Below are 14,328 nucleotides of genomic sequence, written 5' to 3'. Positions count from 1 at the left end.
CGGTCCTCAACGGCTGACCGGCGCCCCGTCGTCCGGGGCGCCGGTCGGTGTTCCCGTGCGGGGGAGGCCCGCCTTCCGGTCAGGCCGCGAAGATCCGCTCCAGCAGGTCGCGGTACCCGCGCAGCGCGAGGCGGAGCCGCTCGGTGTCCGGGGTCTCGTGCCGGCCGACCTCCTCCGAGAGCGCGCGGCGGTGCGTCCCGACCGAGCGGCTCAGCGCCTCGACCGCCTCGGAGGCCAGGGCGTCGGCCGCGCGGACGGACTCCGCGGGGTCGTCGATGAAGCCGGACTGCACCTCGTGCCAGCGCTCCCGGAACCGCTCGGCGTCCGCCGGGTCGAACAGCCGCTCGGGGACGCCGCCGAGCCCGGCGGGCGTGGGGCGGAGGCCGGGCCGCGCCCCGCCGGTGCCGGGGCTCGGGAAACCGGTCGCCACCTCGTCCTCGCCCAGCTCCGCGGCCGGGACGGGATCGGGCGAGGTGTCCTCGGCGGGGGTGGAGTCCGCGGCCGGCGGCGGCGGACCGGCGACGTGCACGTCGCCGGCCATGCCCGGGTCCGCCGTCCCGGCGGCGCGGGCCCGCTCGTCCTCGGCGGTCCCGCCGGCGGGGGGCGCCACCTGCTCCTGCTGCCTGTGCTGCATCGGCGCTCAGCTCCTCGTGGTCCGCTCGTCGTCCCGGCCGGTGCGCCCGTCGTCGGGCTCGCCGGCGCGCGGACCGGGCACCCGGACCTCCTCGTCGCGGGCGGTGCGCCGCTCGTCGGGGGCGGTGCCCCGCTCGTCGGGGGCGGTGCGCTGGACGGGAACCGAGAGCAGCTCCTCGAACAGCGCGCGGTAGTGCACCATGGCCTGCCGCAGTTCCTCGGTGGACGCCTTCCCTTCTGCGGCGCGGCCGCCGATGGCGTGGCCGCGCCGGTAGTGGTCGAGGGTGCGGCCGTGCTCCACCGACAGGTGGGCGGCCTTCTCCTCGAACCCGCTCGTGGGGTAGCCGCGCTCTCCCATGACGACGGTGACCAGGCCGTCCGCCTGCTCGACCGCCGACTCGGGCGCGTCCACGAAGCGCTCCTGGACGGCCACCCACTGCTCGCGGTACTGCTCGCGGCGCCGGGGGTCGAGGTCGCGCAGCTCCAGGTCCCGGTGGCGCCGCTCGCGGTCGAGCAGTTCCCGCTCGGCGGCGGCGCGGCCGCCGTGCTGCTCGACGGCCCGGTCGTACTCGGGGCCGAAGCGCTTGCGCAGCCGCCCCGTCCGCGCCTGCTTCCAGGCGAGGAACGCGACCGCGGCGACGGCGGCGATGATGATCAGTGCGATGACGACCATGACGGCGGTCGACATTGTCTGTCCTCCAACGTGCGTCGGATCGAATGGAGCGCCGATGCCCGGACAGACGCGGTCGAAACAGACCTATAGGGGAAACTGCCCTAAGGGGTGCGGGGTCCGTGTCCGGCGAAGAGGCAGACCAACTGGCCGACCCGCCGCCGCCCCGACAGCCCGGCCTGCTCCAGCAGGGCGAGTCCCCGCAGGTCGCGCGGGTGCGCGCACGCCACGACGACATCGGTCCGGCGCAGCGCGCCCTCGAGGGCGGCGAGCGCGGGCTTCCATCCGCCCGGCCGGCGCACCGCCGCGGTCAGCACGCGCCGGTCGTCGACGAACCGGGCCGGAACGGGCAGGTTCCGGAGGTAGTGGGTGTTGGGATCGGCCGCGTGGACGCGCGCGGTCAGCAGCGGCACCGCCCGCATGTAGCCCTGAGGCATCACCACCACGCCGCCCGTCCGGGCCAGCCCGACCACGGCGCGGGCCGTCCCCACCTGCTCCGCGGGAAGCTTCCACGACGGACGCGACGCGAGGATCGAGCCGTTCTCCGCCGACCAGAGGGGCGTCCCGCCCACGATCATCGTGACAGCCAAGGCGGCGGCCGGCAGTGCGGCGAGGACGCCGAGCACCTCCTTCCCGCCCGTGCGCACGCTGGCGGGCAGGGGGAGGCGCACCGTCGCGAGCAGCCCGATCAGGACGGGCGCGGGCACGATCCACATCGTCCGCCACAGCACCTGGCCCGCCCCCGTCACGTCCGCCGCGAGGCGCAGGACGCCCGGCAGCAGGAGGAGCGTGGTCACCGCGGCCAAGCCTGCGCCGACGAGCGCGGGGACGCCGCGCCGCGCCGTCCACGGCGCCAGCCACAGCGCGCACCCCGCGAGGACTCCGGGAGCGGAGTACAGCAGGACCCACCGGTAGTCGTCGGAGGCGTCGCCGACGAACCCGGTGACGGTGGTGTCGTGGTTTTGCAGCGTCACCACCAGTCCCGCGGTGACGGGATAGGCCAGTGCGGCGCAGGCGGCCAGGCCGGTCCGGACCCGGCCGGACGCGATCAGCGGGACCGCGGCGGCGCCGACGGCCAGCGGCAGGACGAACGCGGCCGAGGAGGTCAGCCCGGTCGCGGCGACCCCGCAGGCGGCGAGCATCACCAGCTCGCGCCGCGTCCGCCGCTCCGCCCAGCGCGTGAGGTGGACGTACAGCAGCGGGACGAGCGCCGACACCATGACGGCCTTGCCCTGCCACATCCGCAGCAGGTGGAACGAGCCGAGCGACGCGGGACCGAGGCCGGACCACAGCAGGTACACCGCCGCGACCGCGAAGCACGCCACCGCGCGGCGCGGCGCCCACGCGCGCGCCAGCCGCCACACGGCCCACACCGCGATGAACGTCACGACCGGCAGCAGCACGTAGTACACGAAGGAGGCCGCCGGGACGCCGGCGATCCGCGCGAGGCTCCCGGCGAGGACCTCGATCGACGAGACCGGCGGCTCGCCGGCGATGGGACCGGTCGCGCCGGAGGTGAAGATGGTGTCCCTGAACGGGATGCGGCCGAGCGCGGCCGTCGCGACGGACCGCGAGACGAAGTAGGCGTCGTCGCCGTCGGAGTTCACGATGAACAGGGAGGCGACCGAGAACCCGGCGGCGGTGGCGAGCGCGAGCGGCGTCCCCCACCGGCTCGCGGACGTCCCGCCGCCGACCGGTCCACCGGGGTCGGCGAGAGCGGGCGCGGGCGGCTCATGCGCGGGGGGCTCGTGTGCGGGGGGCTCGTCCGGTGCGGACGGGCCGCCGGCGGGTGCGCGGCGGAAGAGCAGGCAGGCGGCGGACGCGGCGGCGGAGACCAGCCCGAACGCCCAGGCGCACCACCACGGGGCGCCGGATGTCTGCAGGCCGGCGCAGAAGCCCGCGACGATCCCCGCCAGGACGGCGACCAAGGCGAGGGCGCGCGGGGGAGCGGCGGAGCGCGGCGCGGCGGGCTCGGGCCACGGCGCCCCGCCTGCCGGGCCGTCCCGCCGCCAGCGCAGCGACCACGCGGCGGCGGCCGCCGCGGACACGCCGAGCCAGCACGCGAGCAGCGCCCAGGTCGGCGGCCGAAGCAGGAGGCCGAGGTGGTAGACGACCGTCCACACCGCGAAGAGCAGGACGGCGGCGTCCACCGCGGCGTCCACGGCCCGTCCCGTGCGTCCGGCGCGGCCCGCGTCCGGCGCGGCGCCGCCGTGCCCGCCGGCGGCGGGCACCCTCAATCTGATCATGCTTCCCCCGAAAGCGATGGTGTGCTGTCCCTGTGTGCTGTCCTTGCCTCTTTCTTCGCCGCGCGGGCGGAAAGCGTTCGCGGCGCCGCAGGATCGATCTTGTTCCGTAGGACGTCCGGACTTCCCGGGCGGTTGGCCGCCCGCGGCCCGTTCCTGGAGGTTCGCTGAAGATCAGCTGCATGCTGTGCCGGTCATCGCACCGCGAAAGGTAATAAGTCCGGATTTACTGCGCCGTGCATGCTGCGCGTGTTCTGATGGGGTGTTCTGATGGACCGGTACCACAGGGTGCGCGTTCGATGGGATGTGATGCGCGGTGCGCCACGCGTTCGGCTTCGTCCTCGGCGTCCTGCTGACCCCCGCGCTCGCGTACGGCGCCGCGTGGGGGTTCGTGCAGGGCGGGCAGTCCTTCGACGGGACCGGCCAGGAGATCACCGACCGCACCCGCATCTACGGGGCCTTCGCGCTGCTGGCCGCGGTGGGGCTGGTGACCGGCGTGATCATCGTGGCGCGCTGGGCGTCGCCGCTCGTCTCGCTCGTGCCCGCGCTGGCGCTGCTCGGCTTCTCGGTGGCCTTCCTCGTCGACCCGGGCCGCGTCCTGGACCTGCCCTCCAAGGTGCCGCCGTCGGGCGACATGGACGACGGGCTGCGGACGCTGCTCGGCTCCGGGATGTACGCGATGATGGGCTTCGCGCTGCTGGTGCCGTCCTGGGCGCCGCGCCGCTGGGGCTCGGGGCGCCGCGATGACGAGGCCGCCGACGCGGAGTTCTCCTCCACCGCGCGCCGCTGACCGCCGGCCGCCTCCGGCGCCCCGCCTCCCGGGTGCGGAGACGGGACCGCCTCCGACACGAGCGGGCCGGACCTCCACGAGGTCCGGCCCGCCTTCACCGCGCCCTGCGGGCGCCGTCCGTCAGGACTGCTTCGCCTTGGTGACGAACTGGGTCGTGTAGGTCTTCGACAGGTCCACCTGGTCCTTCTTGCCCTGCACGTTGGGCGAGAACTGGGCCAGCACCTCAAGCACGTTCTTCGCGCCCTCGGCGGGCATCACGCCGTCGCCGTTGAACATGCTGATCGAGTCGGTGATGGCCTTCTCGTACAGCGCCGGGTCGCCGCCCGCGTAGTCGGCCGGCATCTTCGCCGCGATCTCCGCCGGCTTGTGCTGCTTGATCCAGCCGAGCGTCTTGACGAACGCGTTGGCGAGCTTCTGCACCGTCTCGGCGTGCGACTTCACGTAGGAGCAGTCCATGTAGAGGGAGCTGGACGGGTACAGCCCGCCGAGCGCCTTGCGGGTGCCGTCCTCGGTCCGCATCTCCACCATGACCTTCGCCTTGCCGGTGCCGACCAGCTTGGCGATCGTCGGGTCGGTCGTCATGCCGGCGTCGATGCCGCCGTTGTCCAGCGTCGAGATGAACGTCGGGCCGGCGCCCGCCTTCACCGTGGTGTAGTCGGAGGTCTTCACGCCGTTGCGGACCGCGAGCGCCCGGGTGATGAAGTCGGTGGACGAGCCGGGGCTGGTCACGCCCAGCTTCTTGCCCTTGAACGCGGCGGGCGACGCCAGCGAGGACGCCTTCTTCGAGGCGACCATCTCCGCCTCGCCGGGCACGTCGGCCATCTGCACGACGCTCTCCACGCACTTGCCCTTGGTCTGCAGGTCGATGGTGTGGTCGTAGAACCCGACGACGCCCTGCACGTCCCCGGAGATCAGCACGTTCTCGGCCTGCGCGCCGGCCGGCTCGGTGAGCAGCTGGACGTCCAGCCCCTGCTCCTTGAAGTAGCCGAGCTGCTCGGTCAGCTTGGCGGGCAGGTAGATGACCTTGTCGATGCCGCCGACCATGATCTTGACGGTGCCGCCGTCCTTCCCGCCGCCGTCCCCGCCGCCGTGCGAGTCGCGGCAGGCCGAGACGGACAGGGCGGTGAGGGCGGCGACCGCGGCGGCGGTGACGCGGATCGGGGTGGTGCGCATGGTGGTTCTCCTGGTCGTGCGGGGGTGGGGTGGGGCCGGTCAGATCTGCGGGTCGGCGCCGGCGGCCGGCGGGCGCCAGCGCAGCAGCCGGCCCTCGACCGCGGTGAGCAGCCACTCGGCGAGCAGCGCCAGCACCGTGATGATGATCATTCCGGCGTAGATGCCGGCCGAGTCGAAGGTGCCCTGGGAGTGGTTGATGAGCAGGCCGAGGCCCTTGTCGGCGCCGCTGTACTCGCCGACGATCGCGCCGATGATCGCGAACCCGAACGCCGAGTGGAGCGAGGCGAGGATCCACGAGGTGGCGCTCGGCACCACGATCGTCCACAGCACCTGCATCCGGCCGGCGCCGAGGATCCGGGCGTTGTTCACCAGGTTCCGGTCGACCTCGCGGGCGCCCTGGAAGGCGTTGAAGAACACCGCGAAGAACACCAGCACGAACGCGGTCGCGATCTTGGACTCCATGCCGAGCCCGAACCAGATCACGAACAGCGAGGCCAGGATGATCCGCGGGATCGCGTTGACGGCCTTGATGAACGGCGCGCACACGTCGGACAGGTAGCGGCTGCGGCCGAGCACGATGCCGAGCACCACGCCGCCCGCGGCGCCGAGCACGAAGCCCGCCACCGCCTCCTGCAGGGTGTAGGAGATCTGCTCCCAGATCGAGCCCTGCGAGGTCCCGTCGGTGAACCAGCCGGCCAGCCGGCTCCAGATCTTCGACGGCATCGAGTAGTAGAACGGGTCGATCCAGTTGCGGGCGGCCAGCTCCCACGAGCCGAGCCACGCCGCGACCAGCAGCACGCGGACGCCGTTGACGCCGAGCCGGCGGCGCAGCCCGGCCGAGCGCATCCGCGCGATCGCGGCGGACTCGTCCGCGCCGCCGGACGGCCCGGCCTGGGCCGCCGCGCCCGCGCTCAGGACGTCCTGCCCGGCCCGCGCGTTCCGCCCGGTCCCGGCGGCCTGTACCGTCTCCGACTCACGCGGCATTGCCGGTGCCCCTTTCCCTGGTGATCTGGACCTCTTCGCGCAGCGAGTCCCAGACCTCCCGGTAGATGTCCAGGAACCCGGAGGTGAGCCGGACCTCCTCGGCGTCCCGCGGCCGCTCCAGCGGCACCGTGAACACGCCCTTGATCGTGGCCGGGCCGGCCGTCATCACCACGACCCGGTCGGCGAGGACGAGCGCCTCCTCCAGGTCGTGGGTGACGAACACGACCGCCGCGCCCGAGCCCGACCACAGCCGCAGCAGCTCGTCCTGCATGAGCCCGCGCGTCTGCACGTCCAGCGCCGAGAACGGCTCGTCCATCAGCAGCACCGACGGCTCGTTCACCAGCGTCTGGGCGAGCGCGACGCGCTTGCGCATCCCGCCGGACAGCTGGTGGGGGTAGTAGCCCTCGAAGCCGGCGAGGCCGACCCGGGCGACCCAGTCGCGGGCGCGCTCGCGCGCCTCGCGCTTGCCCGCCCCCCGGTAGCGGGGGCCGGTCGCGACGTTGTCCAGGACGGTCCGCCACGGCAGCACCGCGTCGTTCTGGAACATGTAGCCGACGCCGTCGGGGATCCCCTCGACGGGCCTGCCGTGCACGAGGGCGGCGCCCTCCGACGCCGGCTCCAGGCCGGACACCAGGGACAGGGTGGTGGACTTCCCGCAGCCGGTCGGCCCGACCACGGCGACGAACTCGCCGGCCCGGACGGTCATGTTCAGGTCGCGGACCGCGGTGTGCACGCCGCCGCCGGACGAGCGGAAGCGCTTGGTCGCGCCCCGCAGCTCGATGACGGGATCGCCCGTGCTCACGCGGCCGTCGTCCGCCTTCTCGGGGGTGGTTGCTCGCTTGGGCATGGCGGAACCGTAGGGATGTGGCCCGCGTCACCGGAACCCTTGCCCGCGATGTGCTCGCAAGCCGCGAATTCCCACGTTGAGCGCGTATTCCATGCTTCTGCTCATTTTGCTCGCCGGGGTCTGGGCGGCGGGGCCCGGCGTGACGTACGGTGCGGGTCATGTCCGTGCGGCCCCGCATCCCCTTCGCCCGGCAGGTGCTGATCCTGCAGGTGGGCGTGGTCGTCGTCGTGGCGTGCCTCGGCTACGGGCTGGTCGCCTGGATGCTGGACGGCGAGCTGCGCGACCAGTACGGGCAGCGGGCCCTCACCGTCGCGCGCGCCGTCGCCGTCGACCCGCAGATCGACGCCGCGGTCGCCGCGGGCGACCCCGGCCACGTCGTGCAGGAGCGCGCCGAGCGCGTCCGGATCCGCACCGGCGCCCTTTTCGTCGTGGTGACCGACCGGCGCGGCATCCGGTACTCGCATCCGACGCTCCGCGAGGTCGGCAAGCGGGTCAGCACCGACCCGTCGGAGGCGCTCGCCGGGCACGAGGTCGTCAACGTCGAGCGCGGGACGCTCGGCCTGTCGGCCCGCGGCAAGGTGCCGCTGTACGGGCCGCAGGGCCGGGTGCTCGGCGAGGTCAGCGTCGGGTTCGACGCCGGCGCGATCGACCGGGAGCTCGACCGCCTGCTGCGCGACCTGACGCTGTTCATCGCCGGCGCCGTGCTGCTCGGGGTGCTGGCCTCCGCCGCGATCGGCCGCCGGCTGAAGCGCCAGACGCTCGGGCTGGAGCCGTACGAGCTGGCCGAGCTGGTGCAGGAGCGGGAGGCCGTCCTGCACGGCGTCGGGGAGGGCGTGGTCGCGGTCGACACCGCTGGCCGGATCGCGGTCTGCAACGACGAGGCGTCCCGGCTCCTCGGCGTCGCCCCCGAGCGCGGCGCGGCCGCCGCCGGGCTCGCGCCGGAGGGGGCGCTGCGGGACGCGCTGACCGGCGCCCGCGAGGCGGCCAACCTGTTCGTCACCGCCGGCGAGCGGGTGCTGGTGGTGAACCGGCGGGAGGTCCGCCGCGACGGCCGCGACCTCGGCGCCGTGGTCACCCTGCGCGACCGCACCGACCTGGAGACCCTCGCCCGAGAGCTGGACTCGGTCAGCACGCTGTTCGACGCGCTCCGCGCGCAGCGGCACGAGTACGCCAACCGGCTGCACACGCTGTCCGGGCTGCTCCAACTCGGGCACGCGGAGGAGGCCGCCGGCTACCTCGGCGCGCTGATGGACGACGAGGTGGGCCGGCTGCCCGCGGCGGAGGAGCTGCCCGACCCGCTCACCGACCCCTACCTGCGGGCGTTCCTGGCCGCCAAGTCCGCCGTCGCCGCGGAGAAGGGCGTCCGGCTGGACATCGGCTCCACGAGCTACGTGCCGGGCCGGGTCGCCGAGCCGCTGGACGTGACGACGGTCGTCGGCAACCTCGTCGACAACGCCGTCGAGGCGGCCCGGCTGGGCCGTCGGCGGCCCGCCCGGGTCGAGGTCGAGCTGCTCGGCGACGGCCGCGACCTGCACGTCACCGTCGCCGACTCCGGCGACGGGCTGCCGGAGGGGCTGCGCGAGGCCGTCTTCGACGACGGGGTGTCCACCCGGGACGCGGCCGGCGGCCGCTCGCGCGGCCTCGGGCTGGGGCTCGCGCGCCGCACCGCCCGCGCCCGCGGCGGCGACGTCGCGTTCGTCGATCCCGGCGGGGACGGGACGGGCGCGGTCGCGGTGGCCCGGCTGCCCGGCGTCCTCGGCGCGGAGGCGGTCCGGTGACGGGGCGCGGAGGCGGTCCGGCGAGCGGGCGCGGAGGCGATCGGACGACCGGGCGCGGGGCCGGCGCGGCGACCGGGAGAGGCGGCGGCGCGGCGGCGGAGCGGGGAGGCGGCGCGGTGATCGGCGTGCTGGTGGTGGACGACGACTTCCGGGTGGCGCAGGTGCACGCCGGGTTCGTGGCGGGCCTGCCCGGCTTCGCCGTCACGGGCCTCGCGCACACCGCCGCCGAGGCCCGGTCGATGGCGGCCGAGCTGGCGCCCGACCTGGTCCTGCTGGACGTCTACCTCCCGGACGAGCCGGGCCTCGCGCTGCTGCCCGAGCTGTCCGCGGACGTGATCATGGCGACCGCGGCGGCGGACCCCGGCGTCGTCCGGGAGGCGCTCGCGGGCGGCGCGCTGCACTACCTGATCAAGCCGTTCACCGCCGCCGCGCTCGGCGAGCGGCTCACCGCCTACGCGCGCTACCGGGCGGCGCTGGCCGGCGGGAGCGAGCTGTCGCAGGCGGCGGTCGACGGCGCGCTGCGCACCCTGTACGCGCCGCTGCACGCCGAGCCGGCCGCGCCGAAGGGGCAGTCGCCGGTGACGGCCCGGCTGATCGCCGAGGCGCTGCGGGCGGCGGACGAGCCGCGCTCGGCGGCCGAGGTCGCCGACCTGGTCGGGATCTCCCGCGCCACCGCGCAGCGCTACCTCGCGGGGCTCGCCGAGGCCGGGCGGGTCGTGGTGACGCTGCGCTACGGCGCGACCGGCCGTCCCGAGCACCAGTACGCGTGGTCGCCGCGGTAGAGGCCGGCGAGGACGTCCTCGATGCCGGCCTCGCGCAGCGAGATGTCGCGGACCTCGTGGTGCTGCGCGAGCGCCGCCACCAGCGCCGCGGCGTTCTCCTCGCGGGGGACCCGCAGCCACTGCCGCGGCCCCTCGACCCGCTCGGCCCGGATCTCCCCGAGGACGATCGGCGGCGCCGGCTCGGCCAGCTCGACCACCAGCGTCCGGTCGGCGTCGACGGTGCGGCGCAGCTCGTCCAGCCCGCCGTCGTAGGCGAGCCGGCCGCGGTCGATGATCAGCACGCGGCGGCAGAGCCGCTCGATGTCCCCGAGGTCGTGGGTGGTCAGCAGGATCGTGGTGCCGCGCTCGGCGTTGATCCGCTCGAGGAAGTCCCGGACGGTCGTCTTGCTGACCACGTCGAGCCCGATCGTCGGCTCGTCCAGCACCAGCAGCTCCGGGTCGTGCAGCAGCGCGGCGGCCAGGTCCCCGCGCATCCGCTGGCCGAGGCTGAGCTGCCGGACCGGCGTGTGCAGGAACGGCTCCAGCTCCAGCAGCGCGGTCAGCTCCGCCAGCCGCGCCCGGTGCGCCGCCGCGTCGACCCGGTACAGCCGCCGGACGAGGGCGAGGCTGTCGCGCAGCGGCAGGTCCCACCAGAGCGTCGTGCGCTGCCCGAAGACGACGCCGATCCGGCGGGCGAGGGCCGTCCGGCGGCGCGAGGGGTCCAGGCCGCACACCCGGAGCGCGCCGGACGAGGCGGTCAGGATCCCGGTGAGCATCTTGATGGTCGTCGACTTGCCGGCCCCGTTCGGCCCGAGGTAGCCGACGAACTCGCCGGGCGCGACCGTGAAGGACACCCCGTCCACGGCGCGCAGGGTCGTCCGGGCGCGCCGCCGCCCGCCCGCTCGCCCGCGGACCGTGAACGACTTGACGACGTCCGCCGCCAGGATCATCGGCTCGGTCCCGGACCGCGTGCCGGTCCCCGTCTCCCGCATCGGCCTCAGCTCCCCGTCGATCGGTAGTGCCGGATCCCCGCCCGCCACGCCAGCGCCGCCGCCCCGCACAGCGCCGCCGCGACGGCGGGCGCGGCGAACCTGGCCGCCGCCGGCAGGCCCAGCGGGTCCGGCCTGTCCAGGACGTACAGCGCGGGCTGCCAGTTGACGAACGCGAGCGGCACGACGAAGGTCACCCCGCGCACGAAGTCGCGGCCGAACATCGTCATCGGGTACTGCGTCAGGTACGCGCCGCCGTAGGTGAGCGACTTCGTGGCGCCGTGGCTGTCGACCATGACGAACTGCACGGCCGCCGTCAGCACCCACAGCCCCGCGAAGATCGCCGTCCCGGACGCGACCATCAGCGGGACCATCGCCGCGCGTCCCGGCGTCCACGGCGCGTCCAGCCGCGGCAGCGCGAGCGCCAGGACGACGGCCGCCGGGACGAGCTTGCCGAGCCGGCGGGGCGAGAACTGCTCGGTCGCGATCTGGATCAGCGGGCTGACCGGCCGGACCAGCACCGCGTCCAGGGTGCCCAGCCGGACGCGCTCGCCGAGCTGCTCGGTCGTGCCGAGCACGATGTCGGAGATCGCGAACGAGAGCGCGCTCGTTCCGTACAGGAACAGCACCTCCGGCGCGGTGAAGCCGGCGATGCGGGGCGCGCGGGAGAACAGCACCAGGACGGCCACCGCGTCCAGCCCGCTGACGACCGCGGTCGCCAGCGACAGCAGCGCCATGGACACCGGGAACCGGCCCGCCGCCCGCAGCCACGTCCACGCCAGCAGCCCGTACGTCCGCACCGGCCGCGCGCCCCCGTCAGCCACCGTGGATCACCAGCTTCCGCCGCGCGGCGCGGGTCAGCAGCCATCCGGCCGCGAGCAGCACGGCGGCCCACCCGGCCTGGAACGCGAGCGCGCCGAGCAGGCCGGCGCCGGAGCGGCGGCCGAGGAACACGTCCGCCGGCACCTGGATCTGCGCCGACCACGGCAGCGCCCGCGCGACGTCCCCGAGCCGGCCGGGGAAGACCACCAGCGGCAGGATCATCCCGGAGAAGAACAGCGACATCACCAGCGCGACCGCGTTGAGGCCCCGGTCGTCGTGCAGCCAGAACATCCCGAGCGCCACCAGGTAGCGGATCCCGAAGCCGACCAGGGCGCCCAGCGGGACCGCCGCCGCGAACGCCGCCAGGCCCGCCGGTCCCGGCACGCGGAACGGGAACGCCAGCGCGCCCGCGACCAGGGGCGGCCCGGCGCGCAGCACCAGCGACCCGGCGGCGCGCCCGAGGTCCTCGGCCAGCCACCAGCCCTGCAGCCCGACCGGGCGGTGCAGGTCGATCGCGACGTCGCCGTTGCGGATCCGCTCGGTGAGGTCCATCCCGCCGAAGATCTGCACGGGGCCGATCAGCGCCTGGGTGATGAAGCAGAAGGTGACGGCGTCGGCCGCGGCGTAGCCGCCGAGCGCGGGACGCGCGTGCCAGAGCGCGAGCAGCACGTAGGCGCGGATGAAGCCGAAGGCGGTGTTGGTCAGCGACTCGGCGAGGGAGCCGAGCGGGTAGGCGGTGTGGCGCCGGAAGCCGTACCACCACACCCACGGAAGGACGCCCACTCGCCGAGAGCCTAGACAAGGCCCGCCCCGGCGACCACGTAATTTCGCACAGTCCCCGCCGCCGGTCCACCCGGACGACGTTCACTCGCGGCGGGCCGCCGTCATGAGCGCCGTCATGACGACGACCCGCCGCGAGTTCGACGAGGGGTGGGCGTCAGCCCTGCGGGAGGTCCGGCTTGATCGGGGAGTACAGCCAGTCCTTGAAGAACTGCGTCAGGTCCTGGCCGGAGACCTTCTGGGCCAGGGCGGTGAACTGCTCGGTGCGGCCGTTGCCGTACTTGTGCTGGGCGTACCAGGTGCGCAGCACGGTGAAGAACTTGTCATCGCCGATCTTCTCACGCAGGAACTCCAGCGCCATGCCGCCGCCGCTGTAGACCCGCTGGTTGAACATCGTGTCGCGCTGCGGGTCCGCGGTGACGACCGACCAGAAGGGACGGCCCGCCGGGTCCGGGAAGGGCCGCGAGTTGTAGGTGGTGCGGGCCTGGTCGTGGACGGTCGCGCCGCCGTGCTTCTCGCTCCAGTACCACTGCGCGAAGGTGGCGAAGCTCTCGTTCAGCCACACGTCCTTCCAGCGCTCCGGGGACACCGCGTCGCCGAACCACTGGTGCGCCAGCTCGTGCGCGATCGTGGAGGTGCTCCGGACGGCGGAGTACACCGGCTTGCTCTGCGTCTCCAGGGAGAAGCCGAGCGGCTCGCCGTTGTAGCGGGCGTCGTCGCCGATCGCGCCGGTGGTCTCGAACGCGTACTTGCCGAACAGCTGCGACCACAGGTCGGTGGCCTCGCTCGTGGTGTCGTAGAAGAAGTTCACCGCGTCCGGCTGGTCCTGCAGCAGCACCGGGTCGACGGCCGTGTAGTTGTTGACGCCGCCGGGCGTCTTGCCCTGCTTGACGTCCCACTTGCCGATGTCGATGGTGGCCAGGTAGCTGGCCATCGGGTAGCGCTCGCGCCACTTGAACGTGCTGGCGGCGGTCGCCGCGGAGCGGCGGCTGAACGCCGCGTCGCCGCTGCGCTGCCCGTCCGGCAGCCCGTTGGCGACCACGGTCAGCCCCTTCGGCACCGTGACCTCGAAGTCGTAGGTGGCCTTGTCGCTCGGGTGGTCGTTCACCGGGAACCAGCTGGACGCGCCGTTGGGCTCGTCGCCGACGAACGCGCCGTCGGGGGTGTGCAGGAACCCGTAGGGGGAGCCGAACACGATCGGGGAGCCCACGATCGTCTGCGGGACGCCGCCGTAGGTGATCGCGGTGGTGAACGTCGCGCCCTTGCGCAGGCCCTTGCGCGGCGTGATGATCAGCTCCTGGCCGCGCCGCTTGAAGTCGGCCTTGTGCCGGTCGACCTTGACGCGCTGCACGTCCATGCCGGACAGGTCCAGGTCGAAGCTCGACAGGTCCTGGGTCGCGCGCGCCGTCATGGTGACGACGCCGTCGAGCTGGTCGTAGTCGGGGTCGTAGGTGAGGTCCAGGGAGTAGTTCTGCGCGTCGTAGCCGCCGTTGCCCTCGAGCGGGAAGTAGGCGTCGCCGACGCCCTCGGCGCCGGGCGTGTAGTGGTGCCGCGCGGCGGCGGACGCCGAGGGGGCGAGCGCGACCACGCAGAGGGCGGCGACGGCGATCGGGAGCGTGCGCCCGGGGATCGCCCGGAGCGGATGGAGGCGGGGGTGGCGCTGCGCCATCGGAAGGATCCTCTCCCTTGAGTGATCACAAGCGTGCTTACGATGCCCGCAATGGCGCCATATGTCGAGACTTGCTCCCCATTTGGCCGATCTTGGTCCGGGTGCCGCGCCCCTCGTCCGGGCATCAGAAGGCCCCCGCGGGTGTAGGGACGCGGGGGCCTTCTGCTGGGGATCAGACCTGGGGCGACA

The 14,328-nt window shown here is 74.2% G+C and carries 13 protein-coding genes; 3 read left to right on the top strand and 10 right to left on the bottom strand.

The features are described 5' to 3' along the window. Window positions 1–79: 79 nt before the first annotated feature. The 3 genes from J4557_RS24020 to J4557_RS24010 all read right to left on the bottom strand — a co-directional run bounded on the left by J4557_RS24020 (window position 80) and on the right by J4557_RS24010 (window position 3,549). A complete protein-coding gene (locus J4557_RS24020) occupies window positions 80–634 on the bottom strand; it encodes a hypothetical protein (protein WP_208268990.1) in 555 nt (184 codons plus the stop codon). 6 nt (window positions 635–640) lie between these two features. Beyond that, window positions 641–1,321: a hypothetical protein gene (locus J4557_RS24015; protein WP_208268989.1), complete on the bottom strand. Its 681-nt coding sequence runs from the start codon at window positions 1,319–1,321 to the stop codon at window positions 641–643. An 86-nt stretch (window positions 1,322–1,407) separates the two neighbouring features. Next, window positions 1,408–3,549, bottom strand: coding sequence for a DUF6077 domain-containing protein (locus tag J4557_RS24010; RefSeq protein ID WP_208268988.1), 2,142 nt, complete (start codon window positions 3,547–3,549; stop codon window positions 1,408–1,410). 313 nt (window positions 3,550–3,862) lie between these two features. Between J4557_RS24010 and J4557_RS24005 the strand changes: the two genes are divergently transcribed. Next, window positions 3,863–4,336, top strand: a complete 474-nt coding sequence (locus J4557_RS24005; protein WP_208268987.1) for a hypothetical protein — start codon at window positions 3,863–3,865, stop codon at window positions 4,334–4,336. A gap of 120 nt (window positions 4,337–4,456) precedes the next feature. Here J4557_RS24005 and J4557_RS24000 read toward each other — a convergent pair whose 3' ends face one another. The 3 genes from J4557_RS24000 to J4557_RS23990 are packed head-to-tail and all read right to left on the bottom strand — an operon-like array spanning window position 4,457 to window position 7,340. Then, window positions 4,457–5,509, bottom strand: coding sequence for an ABC transporter substrate-binding protein (locus tag J4557_RS24000; RefSeq protein ID WP_208268986.1), 1,053 nt, complete (start codon window positions 5,507–5,509; stop codon window positions 4,457–4,459). 39 nt (window positions 5,510–5,548) lie between these two features. After that, window positions 5,549–6,493, bottom strand: coding sequence for an ABC transporter permease (locus tag J4557_RS23995; protein WP_243776251.1), 945 nt, complete (start codon window positions 6,491–6,493; stop codon window positions 5,549–5,551). Then, window positions 6,483–7,340 carry an ABC transporter ATP-binding protein gene (locus J4557_RS23990; protein ID WP_208268985.1) on the bottom strand — a complete coding sequence of 286 codons (858 nt, stop codon included), beginning with the start codon at window positions 7,338–7,340 and terminating at the stop codon, window positions 6,483–6,485. Before J4557_RS23990 ends, J4557_RS23995 begins: the two co-directional genes overlap by 11 nt. 158 nt (window positions 7,341–7,498) lie before the next feature. On the opposite strand from J4557_RS23990, the gene J4557_RS23985 reads away from it, so the two are divergent. Further along, window positions 7,499–9,118 (top strand): sensor histidine kinase, encoded by a 1,620-nt coding sequence (locus J4557_RS23985; RefSeq protein WP_208268984.1) that lies wholly within the window; start codon window positions 7,499–7,501, stop codon window positions 9,116–9,118. Window positions 9,119–9,234: 116 nt separating this feature from the next. Then, the gene (locus J4557_RS23980) at window positions 9,235–9,900 is read left to right on the top strand and encodes a response regulator (protein ID WP_208268983.1); all 666 of its coding nucleotides are present in this window, start codon (window positions 9,235–9,237) and stop codon (window positions 9,898–9,900) included. On the opposite strand, the gene J4557_RS23975 is transcribed toward J4557_RS23980, so the two are convergent. From J4557_RS23975 to J4557_RS23960, 4 genes are all read right to left on the bottom strand, one after another. Beyond that, a complete protein-coding gene (locus J4557_RS23975; protein ID WP_372442520.1) occupies window positions 9,849–10,871 on the bottom strand; it encodes an ABC transporter ATP-binding protein in 1,023 nt (340 codons plus the stop codon). The two genes, J4557_RS23980 and J4557_RS23975, sit on opposite strands and share 52 nt — an antisense overlap. Window positions 10,872–10,876: 5 nt before the next feature. Continuing rightward, complete coding sequence (locus J4557_RS23970) at window positions 10,877–11,692, bottom strand: ABC transporter permease (protein ID WP_307800162.1); 816 nt, start codon at window positions 11,690–11,692, stop codon at window positions 10,877–10,879. Next, window positions 11,685–12,473, bottom strand: a complete 789-nt coding sequence (locus J4557_RS23965) for an ABC transporter permease (RefSeq protein ID WP_208268982.1) — start codon at window positions 12,471–12,473, stop codon at window positions 11,685–11,687. The genes J4557_RS23970 and J4557_RS23965 overlap by 8 nt, the downstream gene beginning before the upstream one ends. 154 nt (window positions 12,474–12,627) lie before the next feature. Next, window positions 12,628–14,139 carry a M1 family metallopeptidase gene (locus J4557_RS23960; protein ID WP_208268981.1) on the bottom strand — a complete coding sequence of 504 codons (1,512 nt, stop codon included), beginning with the start codon at window positions 14,137–14,139 and terminating at the stop codon, window positions 12,628–12,630. Window positions 14,140–14,328 lie beyond the last annotated feature (189 nt).

Origin of the sequence: Actinomadura nitritigenes (genome assembly GCF_017573545.1) — a bacterium.
Classification (GTDB): domain Bacteria; phylum Actinomycetota; class Actinomycetes; order Streptosporangiales; family Streptosporangiaceae; genus Spirillospora; species Spirillospora nitritigenes.
The sequence above is the reverse complement of the archived record's forward strand: the minus strand, read 5'-3'. Positions and strand labels throughout refer to the sequence as shown.

Excerpts from the sequence above, each read along its gene's own strand:
- J4557_RS24020 (WP_208268990.1), bottom strand. The coding sequence starts at position 634 with ATGCAGCACAGGCAGCAGGAGCAGGTGGCGCCCCCCGCCGGCGGGACC.
- J4557_RS24015 (WP_208268989.1), bottom strand. The coding sequence starts at position 1,321 with ATGTCGACCGCCGTCATGGTCGTCATCGCACTGATCATCATCGCCGCC.
- J4557_RS24010 (WP_208268988.1), bottom strand. The coding sequence starts at position 3,549 with ATGATCAGATTGAGGGTGCCCGCCGCCGGCGGGCACGGCGGCGCCGCG.
- J4557_RS24000 (WP_208268986.1), bottom strand. The coding sequence starts at position 5,509 with ATGCGCACCACCCCGATCCGCGTCACCGCCGCCGCGGTCGCCGCCCTC.
- J4557_RS23995 (WP_243776251.1), bottom strand. The coding sequence starts at position 6,493 with ATGCCGCGTGAGTCGGAGACGGTACAGGCCGCCGGGACCGGGCGGAAC.
- J4557_RS23990 (WP_208268985.1), bottom strand. The coding sequence starts at position 7,340 with ATGCCCAAGCGAGCAACCACCCCCGAGAAGGCGGACGACGGCCGCGTG.
- J4557_RS23985 (WP_208268984.1), top strand. The coding sequence starts at position 7,499 with ATGTCCGTGCGGCCCCGCATCCCCTTCGCCCGGCAGGTGCTGATCCTG.
- J4557_RS23975 (WP_372442520.1), bottom strand. The coding sequence starts at position 10,871 with ATGCGGGAGACGGGGACCGGCACGCGGTCCGGGACCGAGCCGATGATC.
- J4557_RS23960 (WP_208268981.1), bottom strand. The coding sequence starts at position 14,139 with ATGGCGCAGCGCCACCCCCGCCTCCATCCGCTCCGGGCGATCCCCGGG.